Here is a 13,235-nt window from a genome sequence, read left to right as displayed (position 1 = left end):
TTGGAAAGGGAGAAATAATGGAAAGATTAGATAAAATCATATCAAACATGGGATATGGGTCTAGAAAAGATGTGAAAAAAATAATAAAAGATGGAAGAGTTAAGGTAGATGGCGAAGTTGTAAAAGATAATAACAAGCAATTAGATCCACAAAAATCAAAGATAATTGTAAATGGCGAAGAGATATCCTATAAAAAATACATATATTTAATGATGAATAAGCCAGATGGAGTAATTTCGGCTACTTCTGATGATTATGACAAGACGGTAATAGATCTTTTAGAGGTGGAGGATCAAGTATTTGAGCCATTTCCTATAGGAAGACTTGATAAAGATACTGTTGGACTTCTGTTTTTAACTAATGATGGTGATTTCAATCATAGGTTAATATCTCCTAAATGGCATGTTGATAAAGTGTATTATGCCAAAATAGACAAAGATGTAACCTCTGAGGATGTAGTGGCATTTAAAGAAGGCATAGTACTTGACGATGGGTATAAATGTATGAGTGCTAAACTAGAGGTTTTAAATAATTCTAAAGAGGGTTCGGAGGTTAAGGTTACTGTAAGAGAGGGAAAATACCATCAGGTAAAAAGGATGTTTGAAGCTCAAGGTAAAAAAGTAGTATATCTTAAAAGAATAAGTTTTGCAGGAATTAAGCTAGATGAAAACCTTGAGGAAGGGGAGTATAGAGAGCTTACAGAAGATGAAATGAAGGCTATAAAACAAAAAATAAAAATGCAATAGGAGAAGTCGAATATTAGGGAATTTAATAGCTGAAATTGTTTACCTATAATACATAATACATTGAATAGCTATTTATAATAAAGTTTGGAAAGGCTATTGATTTTTTTAAAACTGTTTACTATAATAGGTATGTAAGATAAATAAAAAGAATGAATAGCCCCCTTTTTATTTATTATGGCAGCCCAGCCCCAAGGGCTGTCTTTTATTTTGCCTTTTATTACATTGGACATAAATGTTAATAAAACTTTTGTGGCATTTTGAAATGAATAATGATAAAATTATGCTATAGTTTTGAAAGAGGTGTGTAGCATGTCTGAGTTTAAATCGAAATTGGAAAGTGAGACTCTGGATTTCTTGTGTGATGCCATATTAACATTAGAGAATCGAGAAGAATGCTATAGGTTTTTTGATGATATTTTTACTATCAATGAAATTAAAACTATAGAACAAAGGCTTCAAGTGGCTAAGATGCTTAAGGAGAAACATACATATTCAGATATTTCCGCGGAAACTGGAGCTAGTACTGCAACCATAAGTAGAGTTAATAGATGTATTAATTATGGAAGCGATGGATATAATATAGTTTTAAGAAGACTAGAAAAATAAATTAGTTGTTAAGAAAAAATCAGTATGAGGAATTATAGGATTTCTATTAAATTACGATTTGTAAGTACATGAAAATGATTTATAAGTCTAATAACATTATGGTAAATCCTATATAGGGAAACCAACTCACCCATTAAATTATACCTTGGTTTCCCTATAGCTTATACTGATTTTTAATTATGATTTATGATTATTGTGTACTTTTTTAGATGTTATAATATAAAATATTACGTATTGAGGAGTGGAGTAATTTATGGATTTAAAGAAACTGCTTAATGAAGAACAATATAAAGCTGCTACAAAGATTGATGGACCTATTCTTATACTAGCAGGAGCAGGAAGTGGAAAAACTAGGGTACTTACATACAGAATAGCACATATGGTTAAAGATCTCGAAATTTATCCGTCTCAAATTTTAGCTATAACATTTACAAATAAAGCAGCTAAGGAAATGAAGGACAGGGTTAAAGCACTTATTGGTGGAAATGAAATTGATAATATGTGGATATCTACTTTTCACTCCTGCTGTGTAAGAATACTTAGAAGAGAAATTGATAAAATAGGTTATAATAAAAACTTTACTATATATGATAGTGATGACCAAAAGGTTCTCATGAGAGAATGTATAAAACAGGTTGGGATAAATGAAAAAGATATAACAGAAAAAGAAATAATATCAAAAATAGGCTCGGCAAAAGACGGTCTTGTATCTGCAAATCAATATAAAAACCAAAACTCAGGTAATTTTAAATTAAATAAGATAGCAGATGTGTATCTCCTTTACCAGAAAAAGCTTAAAGAGAACAATGCATTAGACTTTGACGATTTGATATTCAAAACAGTAGAGTTATTTAAGAAGGCTCCAGATGTATTAGCATTTTATCAGAGGAAATTCAGATACATAATGATAGACGAGTATCAAGATACTAATAAGTCTCAATATGAATTTGCAAGGCTGCTTGCTTCAGCTAACAAAAATTTATGTGTTGTTGGAGACGATGACCAATGTATATATGGCTGGAGAGGTGCAGACATAAGAAATATACTTAATTTTGAAAAAGACTACAGAAATGCTGTAATAATTAAACTAGAAGAAAACTATAGATCTAAGGGTAACATACTTAAAGCAGCTAACGGTGTTATAAAGAATAATCCACATGAGCATTTAAAGAGCCTTAGGACAAGAAGTGAGGACGGAGCAAAGATTAAAGTATATAGGGGAGAAACTGACCTTGATGAAGCAAGCTTCGCAGCCTTTAAAATAAATAAGGAAGTAAAGGAAGAAAAGCGCAGTTTCAAAGATTTTGCAATACTATATAGAACAAATGCACAGTCACGTGTTTTTGAAGATATTTTTATAAAGAGAAACATACCATATAGAATTATTGGTGGACTTAAGTTTTATGATAGAAAAGAAATAAAAGACATAATGTCTTATCTTAAGCTTATAGGAAATCCACTTGATAACATCAGTCTTAAGAGAATAATTAATGTTCCCAAAAGAAGTATAGGGCAAACTACTTTAGGAAGGCTTCAGCAATTTGCAGATGAGGTTGAAGAATGCTTATATGATGCACTTTTAGACATAGAAAATATACCAGGCATACCTAAGAGAGCTATCTCTTCAATTAAAGAATTTACAGGAATGATAAATAGTTTTATAAGAAGGAAAGATGAGATAAATGTATCTGTTTTAATAAAAGAAATTTTGGAACAAACAGGTTATTTAAATGAACTTAAAGCATCTGATGATATTCAAGATAAAGCTAGAATAGAAAATATAGAGGAATTGGTAAATGCAGCAGTAGATTTTGAGGAAAATTCAGATGATAAAACTTTGGCAGCATTTTTGGAAAAAACAGCACTTGTTGCAGATGTGGATAATTATAATGAAGATGCTGATACAGTTGTGATGATGACTGTCCATAGCGCAAAAGGATTAGAGTTTCCAGTTGTATTTATGGCTGGAATGGAAAATGGAATATTCCCAGGCATGGCTTCGTTTAATAGTGAATATGAAATGGAGGAATCTAGAAGACTTGCTTATGTAGGTATAACGCGTGCAAAAGAGAAGTTATATATGACATCTGCAAAATTAAGAAGAGTATTTGGAAAAACTCAAGCTTTTGAAGAATCTGATTTTATAAATGAAATAGATGAAAATTTAAAAGAGTATGTAACTCTAGATGGTGAAGGCAGAAGAAAAAAAGATACTACAGGTTTGTTCTCCACAATAAGTAGCGATATACCACCTAAAAATGCTATGTTTTCAAATTTTATGTCCAAAAGCGGGTTTAATGCTAATGAAATGATTAAAAAGTCAGTGAAGGAAGAAAAGAAGAGTATTAAAACCTTAAATGAAGAAGATGCTGTAAAAGGAGCTAAGGTAGTTCACATGAAATTTGGTAAAGGTACAATAATAACTACAAGTAGAGCTGATGGACACATAAACTTGACAATAGCTTTTGAAAATATGGGAATTAAAAATTTAAGGCTTGATATGGCGCCGCTTCAACTTTTGTAGTAGGTTCACAAAATTTTAGTGAGGTAGTAAATATGAACGAAAAAGAATCAAATATTTTAAGAATGCAGGAACTTATAGAGGAACTAAATAAATATTCATATAGCTATTATGTATTGGATAATCCAATTGTAGCAGATAAAGAATATGATAAGAGATATGATGAACTTGTAGAACTTGAGGAAAAAACGGGTATAACATATCCTTATTCACCAACAAATAGAGTTGGTGATGTCATTTTAAAACAATTTCAAAAGTATACACATAAAAGTAGGCTTTGGAGTCTTGATAAGGCACAAAGCTTTGAAGAAATCATAGATTGGCACAACAGGAATAAAAAGGCAGTGGCTGAATATAATAGTAACCATGAAGATAAGCTTCCAGAGCTTAAATATGTTTTAACTAAAAAATTTGACGGACTTACTATAAACTGCACATATGATGAGAGCGGTGTTATGATAAAAGCTGCTACACGTGGAACTGGAGTTATAGGTGAGGACATAACTAGTCAAGCAAAGACTATAAAATCTATACCACTTAAGATAAAAAATGGCTCTGTGGTTGAGGTACATGGAGAAGCAATAATGACTAAAACTGCTTTTAATGAGTATAATAAAAAAGCAGAAGTACCTCTTAAGAATTTGAGAAATGGTGCAGCAGGAGCACTTAGAAATCTAAATGTAAGAGAAACTGCAAGAAGAAATCTATCGGCTTTTTTTTACGATGTTGGATATAATGAAGGTAAAGCCTTTAAATCCTACATGGAAATGATGAATTTCATAAAAGAGATGGGATTTCCAGTTGATGAATATTTAAAAGAGTGTAATACTATTGAAGAGATAAATAAAGAAATTCAATATGTAGGAGATATAAGAAGTAGTCTTGATTATGATATAGATGGAGTTGTAATAGTAATTGATGACTATAGAACAAGAGAATATCTTGGATATACCGTAAAATTCCCAAAGTGGGCAATAGCCTATAAGTTTGAGGCAGAAGAAGCTACAACAAAGCTTTTGGATGTTGAATGGAACGTTGGAAGAAGTGGAAGAGTTAGTCCAACGGCAATTTTAGAGCCTGTAGAGCTAGCAGGAGTAATTGTAAAAAGAGCTACATTAAATAATATGGATGACATAGGAAGAAAAAAAGTTAAGATAGGTTCAAGAGTTTTTGTAAGAAGATCAAATGATGTAATACCGGAAATTATGGGAGTTACAGAAGAGACAGAGGGAGAAACGAATGAAATAGAAGCACCAACAATATGCCCATATTGCGGCAGTGAAATAGTAAAAGAAGGTGTACATTTATTTTGTGAAAATACTTTGTCCTGTAAACCTCAAATGGTAAAAAGTATAGTTCATTTTGCTAGCAGAGAAGCTATGAATATAGAAGGCTTTAGTGAGAAAACAGCAGAACAATTATTTGAGAAATTAAACATAAAAAGTATATCTGACTTATATAGAATAACTAAAGAAGAATTAATGTCATTGGATAAGTTTAAAGATAAAAAGGCTAGTAATCTTATAAATGCTATAGAGAAAAGTAAAAAATGTGATCTTGCGTCTTTTGTTTACTCTCTCGGTATACCAAATGTAGGTAAGAAGACAGCTACAGATTTATGCAAGCAATTTAAAAGCTTTGAGAACATAAAAAAAGCTTCCTATGATGAACTTATTTTAGTTCAAGATATAGGCTCAATTGTTGCAGAAAGTATTGTTGAATTCTTTAAACAGGAAAAAATAGAGAAAAGTCTTAATGAATTATTTGAACTTGGAGTAACTCCATTTTATGAAGAAAGTGAAGTTGTTGAAAATGCATTTACAGGCAAAACCGTAGTTGCAACAGGAACGCTTCAAAACTACAGTAGAACAGCAATAAAGGAAAAGTTAGAGAGTCTTGGAGCTAATGTAGCAGGAAGTGTTAGTAAAAAAACTGATTATGTGATAGCTGGTGAAAATGCTGGTTCTAAATATGATAAGGCAGTTCAACTTGGAGTTAAGATATTAACAGAAGAGGAATTTGAACAATTAATAAATAATATGTAAAAAACAGAATAAACTGTTTACAAATAATAAAAAATGTTATAATATATGAACAGGTTGTGTTAGGGGGAAATAATATGGTTAAGAAAACAGTAGAGTGTTTAGGATGGGTATTTGTTTCTTTGACTACACTAGCTCTAATTTTTACTGTATTAACTACATATCAACTTGTAACTATACAATATTTCAATAACTATAAAATGTTTCAAAGTTTTATGATATGCACTATGCTTATTTGGGCCATTAAGATTTACGATAAAACTGACAAGATAAAAAGTTTGGTCTATTCTTTGTGTTGTGCTGCTATAGCAGTTGGAACTGCATTTTTTATGTATATTGGAGTGTTTTAAACAGGAATTTACATACTATGTTTTTATTTAGAAACCTTAGCGATTGACATAGGTAAATAGTAGATTGGGGATATTTATAATATACTTGATTTGTTATTTGCTATTTAAGGATGTCATTTGTTAGGGTTTTCTATTTAATTAAGCAAATAAAATTGTTAAAAAAATTTGAGATTATATGATAATAATTGTATAATTTAATTTAGTACATTTATATTGGGAATAAAGAAAGTGAGGTATATTATGTCTGTTTCTAAAAAAGATGTTGAATACGTGGCTGAACTTGCAAGACTTAGCTTTAGTGAAGAACAAAAAGAGGGATTTATGGAGGATCTTAATAGCATACTTGGCTATGTAGATAAATTAAGTGAATTAGATACCGATAATGTTGATATAATTGTAAACCCATATTATATTGAAAATAAATTCAGAGAAGATGAAGTGGAAGAATCTATGGATTTAAAGGATGTTATTAAAAATGCACCTAAGAATCTTGAAGAATACATAGTAGTACCTAAGATAATAGATTAATTTTTTTCGGGAGGTATAAATATGGAGCTGTATAAGCTAAAAGCGCATGAGCTTAAAGATATGATTTCAAAAAAGGAAGTTAAGGTTGAAGAAGTTACCAATTCCTTTCTTAATAGAATTGAAGAAGTTGATGAAAAGGTAAATGCTCTTCTATATGTTGCAAAAGAAGAAGCTGTTAATACTGCAAAAGAATTAGATAAGAAAATTGAAAGCGGAGAAAGCTTAAGTGGACTTTCAGGAGTACCTGTAGCAATAAAGGACAATATAAGTGTAAAGAATATGCAAAACACATGTGCATCTAAAATACTTGAAGGATATGTGTCACCTTATGATGCTACAGTTATAGAAAATTTAAAGAAAAATAATGGTGTTATAATCGGTAAAGCTAATATGGATGAATTCGCTATGGGATCATCTACTGAAAATAGCGCATTCAAAGTATCTAAAAATCCATGGAGTTTAGAAAGAGTTCCAGGAGGTTCTTCAGGAGGTTCCGCTGTTGCAGTAGCCTCTCTTGAAGCACCAATATCACTTGGTACTGAAACTGGAGGTTCTGTAAGACAGCCAGCATCCTTTTGTGGTCTAGTTGGTCTTAAACCAACATATGGAAGAATATCAAGATATGGAGTTGTTGCTTTTGGATCAACTTTAGATCAGGTTGGAATGTTTGCTAGAGATGTAGAGGACTGTGCACTTTTAACACAAAATATAGCAGGACTTGATAAGATGGATTTTACAACAGTAGACACTCCTGTTCAAGATTATTCAAAAAGTTTAAATAAGGACTTAAAAGGTAGAAAGATAGGTATTCCTAAGGAGTTCTTTGAAGAAGGTTTAGATGAAGGTGTTAGAGAGGCAGTTAAAGAAGCTATAAAGGTTTTTGAGGAAAACGGTGCAGAGGTTAAGGAGTGTTCACTTCCGTTATCAGACTATGCACTTGCTGCATACTATATTATTTCCTCGGCAGAAGCTTCATCAAATCTTGCAAGATTCGATGGCGTAAGATATGGATATAGAGATGCAGAAGCGGAAAATGCTTTGGATTTATATGTAAAGTCTAGAAGCAAAGGCTTTGGAGAAGAAGCTAAAAGAAGAATTATGCTTGGTACATATGTGCTTTCAAAGGGCTATTATGATGCATATTATAAAAAAGCTTTAAAGGTTAGAAGTTTAATAAAAAATGATTTTCAAAGAGCATTTAAAGAATTTGATGCAATAATAACACCTACAACGCCTACACCAGCATTTAGAATAGGTGAGAAGACAAAGGATGTACTTTCAATGTATATGTCAGATATATATACAGTACCAGTTAATATAGCTGGAATTCCATCTATATCTGTACCTTGTGGATTTGTTTCAGGTCTTCCAGTTGGACTTCAGATAATGGGAAATTATTTTAAAGAAGATACATTATTTAATTTAGCTTATAGTTACGAACAATCTACTAAATGGCATGATAAGATTGCTAATTTATAGGTAGGAGGGTGAAAAGATAATGGAATACGAAATTGTTATAGGTCTTGAAGTGCATGCAGAGTTGGCTACAAAGACAAAAATGTATTGTGGATGTACTGCAGAATTCGGAGGACAGCCTAATACGCATGTTTGTCCCGTATGTATGGGCCTTCCAGGCGCACTTCCTCATATAAATAAAAGAGCAGTTGATTACGGTATTAAGGCTGGTTTGGCATTAAACTGCTCAATAACTCATATTGGAAGAATGGATAGAAAGCATATATTTTATCCAGATAACTCCAGAAACTATCAGATAACGCAAGACGAACTTCCATTGTGTACAAATGGATATATAGAGATAGAGCTTGAGGATGGATCAAAGAAGAAAATTGGAGTAGAGAGAATACACATAGAAGAAGATGCAGGTAAATTACTTCATACGAATGCAGGAACTTTAGTTGATTTTAATAGATGCGGAGTTCCTCTTGCAGAGATAGTATCAAAGCCTGATATGAGAAGTCCTAGAGAAGCTGTAACCTATCTTGAAGAATTAAAGAGTATACTTTCATGTGTAGGAGTATCTGATTGCAAAATGGAAGAAGGATCACTTAGATGTGATGCCAATATTTCAGTAATGAAAAAAGGTGCTAAGGAATTTGGTGTTAGAACGGAAATAAAGAATATGAATTCCTTTAAAGCTGTTGAAAAAGCTCTTAATTATGAATATGAGAGACATATAAAAGCGATAGAAAGTGGAGAAAAGTTAACTCAAGAAACAAGAAGATGGGATGACGCTAAAAATGAGACAGCACCAATGAGAAGCAAGGAAGAGGCAAATGATTACAGATACTTCCCTGAAGGTGACCTTGTTACTTTAAACATAGATGATGAGTGGATTGAAAGTATAAGGAAAACTATACCGGAATTACCATATCAGAAAAGGGAAAGATTCATAAAAGAATTTGGAATACCTAAATATGATGCATCAGTTCTTACACTTACTATGTCTATGGCTGATTTCTTCGAGAAAACTGCAAAAATAAGTGGAGATGCTAAGTCAGCTTCAAACTGGCTTATGGGTGACATCTCAAAGATAATGAAAGAAAATTATGTATGGATTGAAGATTTGAAATTCACACCAGAACAGCTTTCAGAGCTTATAAAGCTTATAAATGAAGGAACGGTTTCTAATGCTATAGGCAAAAAGGTTATTATAAAAATGTTTGAAACAGGTAAGTCTCCTAAAAATATAATTGAAGAAGAAGGACTTATACAAAATAGTAATGAAGATGAAATTTTGAACATTGTTAAAGAAGTTTTGAGTGAAAATGAAAAATCTATTGAAGATTATAAGAATGGCAAGAATAGGGTTGTTGGATTTTTAATAGGCCTTGTTATGAAAAAGACAAAGGGGAAGGCAAACCCTAAAATAGTTAACAAATTAATGATTGATGAATTAAATAAGCAATAAAAAAAGGTTAAGCATTTTAGGTGCTTAACCTTTTTCATTATATAGGTTTATAAATTATTTTCTTCATTTTGGTCTTCAGAAATACCATCTATGTTGTTACTTTCTATATCTTTGCTTTTAGAAACAATAACTAAACTTCGGATTAATTTTTCCATTAAATAATTTTGGTATTTTAATTGTGATAATACCTTATGGAATAATATAAAGCTCCATATTCCAATAAAAGTAAAAATTAGTATTGCTGAAAGACCTGCTATTTCTAAAGCAATTTGCATTTTAGTACCTCCAAAGTAATAATATTATGTAATTATACAAACATTATTATAGCATAAAATTCACTATAAATGTTTATTTACTATGTAGATGGAAATAATCATATATAAACAATAAATTTTATATAAAGGTAGATATATATGAAGAATTTTATAAGAGTATGTATTGCATTTATGCTTGTGTGTTTGATATTAACAGGATGTGTTGAAAAAAAGGACGAAAGTATAAAGACCTCCAGTGAAAAAAAATACTTAGTTTACGATATTGGAGAAATTTCAGAAAATTTATATTCAATGAAGAATAAGAGTGTTAAAAATAATGAACTTCTTAACATGTTGTTTAGTGGACTTGTAAGAGAGGACTACAATACTATGGAAATAAAGCCGGGATTAGCAGATAAATGGTCTCTATCTCCTAATAAGCTGCAATACACGTTTCACATTAGAGAGGGGCTTAAATGGAGCGATGGGGATGATTTAACAGCACAAGATGTATATGATTTTTTTAAACAAATATTATCTTCTAAAAATAATAAATTATATGCATATGATCTGAATTGTATATATGGAGTTAATGGCTATGTTAATGGAAAAACTTCTTTTGATGGAGTTGCTATAAGTGCGGAAGACAACAATACTTTTCAGATAAGGCTTAATTCACCCTGTGATTACTTTCTGAAAAAATTAGCTCAACCTATTTATAATATAAGAAAAACTAATGGAGATTTAAAAAATTGGACTAGAGATTACGCTAAATTAAAGTATTCTGGGCCATATATAATTGATAAGATATCTAATAATACAGCTTTACTTAAAAAGAATAATAACTTTTTTTCAAAAGATGAAGTTAAAAAAGAAGAGTTTAAGGTTAAGTATCACTATAATGAAAAAGATGTAAGTGCATATTCAACTACTGATTTTGAAAACTCTAAAAATATAGATGCTTTTTCAAATCCTCCGCTCAGTGAAGTTAATAAGCTTAAAGATAAGGGAGAAATAGATGTATTTAAAACATGGAGAACAGAGGCGCTTTATTTTAATATGAATAATTTAAGTATAGGAAGTGATATTAATTTTAGAAAAGCTATCACATACCTTGTTGATAGAAATAAAATTTTAAAGTCCTTGTCTACTGATATTTTAACAAGTGAAAATACATTTGTTCCGTATGAACTTTTTAAATCAGGAAAATGTGAGGATGTATTTAAACAGCCTAATATAAATTTAGCAATGCAGTGTATTGATAAAACAAACTATGCATCAGGTAAAAAAATAGTATTAATTTATAAAGACAATCAAATTGAAAGAGAAATGTGCAAAAATTTTGTAAATGAAGTAAATGATATCCTGGAAGAGCAAAACAGAAATAAGTTGAATTTTGATATTAGAGGATATGACGAAAAAGCACTAAATGATGCTATAAAAAAAGGTAGATATGATATTTACCTTGGTGATTACAATATATGGTATAATAGCGCAGTAAGTTTTTTTGATATGTGGGATTCAAAATCACCATTGAATATAAATTATAAAAATGTTAATTATGATGATTATATATATTCACTTCATAATATAGATGGAGATAGTGATAATATTCTGAAAAAAATGGAGGAACAACTAGTAAATGATTTACCAGTAATACCTTTAGCGTTAAAAAATGATGTGGTATGTAGAAAGATGCAGTTAAAAGGTTTGAAAGAAAATAAATATGGAGAGCTTATAGTAAATTCATTAAGGTAATATTGTTAAATATAAAAACAGCATTACATCATTTATAGTGTAATGCTGTTTGAATCGCCTTAGATTAACAATTATAATGATTTTTGAATAAATACATAATTAGAAAAAATAAGAACATGTTATTATCACTGTAAAAGGATTTTTTTGATACTGCAAAGGTTCTCTTTTTCTTATTGTAAGTTATTTTTTTGAAAAATATTGAAGCTATTTCAGCACTTTTTGGTGTTGCGATAGTAGGCATTTTAAAATTACTCTCTTCTAGTAAATCGTCGGATTTTAAGGAGAAGTTTTTATACCTCTCAGCATCCTGTATTGATGGAACTTCTGGCCAGGATGGTATAATTCCGGATTCTATAATTTGATGTTTAAAGACATTTACGAGCATGCTTTCATAAGGACTTTTATTTTCACAGAGTTCGGATATTAATATACAATTCACAACATAAAGAACAACTTCATTGCAAGAAAATTTAATTTCCTTTTTATCAGAGTCTTTTATGAAAATACCTAATGATGGATTGTATAAATCACTTAAGGATGAATATATATTTAAAGCATATTCCTTAAACTTAAATATATTGGAGTTATTGTATAATAAAATAGAATTTAAACATAGTAAAGAGTGATTTTCTATATTGTCGTTTAAATTTATGTCACTGTAGTTTTCGCTTAAATATTCAAACACATCCATCAATAGTTCATAGCATTTCTGATTTTTACTATAATCATAAAATATGTTTAGAGCTAAGGTTAGTTTGTTTAATTCTGTAAATGATAAACTGTATAAGTCATTTCTGAAATTAATAAACATATCCAGAATATCTAAAGAAAAGTTTTTATATTCCTTAGAAAGCTTTTCATCTGACATTATGGAATATTTGTAATATGCACACATTAAAAATGCTTGATTGGAAAATTTGAAATTTTCATCTTTATTTTCGAGCTTGATTTCTGATATTAAATCACTTGAAATATCGGCTTTATCCACAAAAACTCCCTCGAAATTCCTCAGGTAAGAATTATAAAAATCTAATTGCTTTTTTATGATTATTAAATATAAATTACTCATATTGAATTTTTTGGGGTTTGTGTCTTTAAAATTGTTATAGTAGTCACATAATTCTAAAAGACTTAAACTCATATAAGCATTAGATGAAATTAAAATATCTTTTTTTATGTTTGAATTTTTCCACTTTAATTTATTGTTTAAAGAATAAAGTTTACAACTTGATTTTCTATACAAACTTATAAGTGGAGAAACGGATTTAAATGTGTTAATATCATTTAAAGAGGACTGCTTTAATTTTAAGTCCTTTGTAGGTATTTTAATTCCACAATTAGAATTAAAAATTATATCCTTTATGGATTCTTTTGATAGGTGAACCAACTGATTTTTTATGGAATTCTTATTAAGTGAATTAAGCCTGAAAAATGGTCCTATATATTTCAAAGGCTGCACCATCCTAGTATAATTAATCTATTATATAATATGAGTTTAATT

Annotated in this window: 11 protein-coding genes; 9 read left to right on the top strand and 2 right to left on the bottom strand. The window is 30.1% G+C overall.

What is annotated here, in order from left to right; genetic code table 11:
* The first annotated feature begins 17 nt into the window (after positions 1 to 17).
* From CA_RS13800 to gatB, 8 genes are all read left to right on the top strand, one after another.
* Entirely contained in the window at positions 18 to 746 is a 729-nt protein-coding gene (locus tag CA_RS13800; RefSeq protein ID WP_010965964.1) for a pseudouridine synthase, read from the top strand.
* Between the two features lie 309 nt (positions 747 to 1,055).
* Positions 1,056 to 1,352: a YerC/YecD family TrpR-related protein gene (locus CA_RS13795; protein ID WP_010965963.1), complete on the top strand. Its 297-nt coding sequence runs from the start codon at positions 1,056 to 1,058 to the stop codon at positions 1,350 to 1,352.
* 253 nt (positions 1,353 to 1,605) lie between these two features.
* Positions 1,606 to 3,876 (top strand): DNA helicase PcrA, encoded by a 2,271-nt coding sequence (gene pcrA / locus CA_RS13790; protein ID WP_010965962.1) that lies wholly within the window; start codon positions 1,606 to 1,608, stop codon positions 3,874 to 3,876.
* A 32-nt stretch (positions 3,877 to 3,908) separates the two neighbouring features.
* Positions 3,909 to 5,918, top strand: a complete 2,010-nt coding sequence (ligA, locus tag CA_RS13785; RefSeq protein ID WP_010965961.1) for an NAD-dependent DNA ligase LigA — start codon at positions 3,909 to 3,911, stop codon at positions 5,916 to 5,918.
* Positions 5,919 to 5,992: 74 nt separating this feature from the next.
* Positions 5,993 to 6,265, top strand: a complete 273-nt coding sequence (locus CA_RS13780) for a hypothetical protein (protein WP_010965960.1) — start codon at positions 5,993 to 5,995, stop codon at positions 6,263 to 6,265.
* 240 nt (positions 6,266 to 6,505) lie between these two features.
* Positions 6,506 to 6,793, top strand: coding sequence for an Asp-tRNA(Asn)/Glu-tRNA(Gln) amidotransferase subunit GatC (gatC, locus tag CA_RS13775; protein WP_034582121.1), 288 nt, complete (start codon positions 6,506 to 6,508; stop codon positions 6,791 to 6,793).
* Between the two features lie 21 nt (positions 6,794 to 6,814).
* Complete coding sequence (gene gatA / locus CA_RS13770; RefSeq protein ID WP_010965958.1) at positions 6,815 to 8,272, top strand: Asp-tRNA(Asn)/Glu-tRNA(Gln) amidotransferase subunit GatA; 1,458 nt, start codon at positions 6,815 to 6,817, stop codon at positions 8,270 to 8,272.
* Positions 8,273 to 8,291: 19 nt separating this feature from the next.
* Positions 8,292 to 9,722 carry an Asp-tRNA(Asn)/Glu-tRNA(Gln) amidotransferase subunit GatB gene (gene gatB / locus CA_RS13765; protein WP_010965957.1) on the top strand — a complete coding sequence of 477 codons (1,431 nt, stop codon included), beginning with the start codon at positions 8,292 to 8,294 and terminating at the stop codon, positions 9,720 to 9,722.
* A gap of 47 nt (positions 9,723 to 9,769) precedes the next feature.
* Here the strand turns inward: gatB and CA_RS13760 are convergent, their stop codons facing one another.
* Positions 9,770 to 9,997: a hypothetical protein gene (locus CA_RS13760; protein ID WP_010965956.1), complete on the bottom strand. Its 228-nt coding sequence runs from the start codon at positions 9,995 to 9,997 to the stop codon at positions 9,770 to 9,772.
* A gap of 138 nt (positions 9,998 to 10,135) precedes the next feature.
* Here CA_RS13760 and CA_RS13755 point away from each other — a divergent pair, with 138 nt between their 5' ends.
* Entirely contained in the window at positions 10,136 to 11,734 is a 1,599-nt protein-coding gene (locus CA_RS13755) for a peptide ABC transporter substrate-binding protein (RefSeq protein WP_010965955.1), read from the top strand.
* 64 nt (positions 11,735 to 11,798) lie between these two features.
* Here CA_RS13755 and CA_RS13750 read toward each other — a convergent pair whose 3' ends face one another.
* The gene (locus CA_RS13750; RefSeq protein WP_242663063.1) at positions 11,799 to 13,193 is read right to left on the bottom strand and encodes a hypothetical protein; all 1,395 of its coding nucleotides are present in this window, start codon (positions 13,191 to 13,193) and stop codon (positions 11,799 to 11,801) included.
* Between the last annotated feature and the right edge of the window lie 42 nt (positions 13,194 to 13,235).

Origin of the sequence: Clostridium acetobutylicum ATCC 824 (assembly GCF_000008765.1) — a bacterium.
Lineage (GTDB): Bacteria > Bacillota > Clostridia > Clostridiales > Clostridiaceae > Clostridium_S > Clostridium_S acetobutylicum.
Note: the sequence above shows the minus strand (reverse complement) of the source record. Positions and strands in the feature narration are given on the sequence as shown.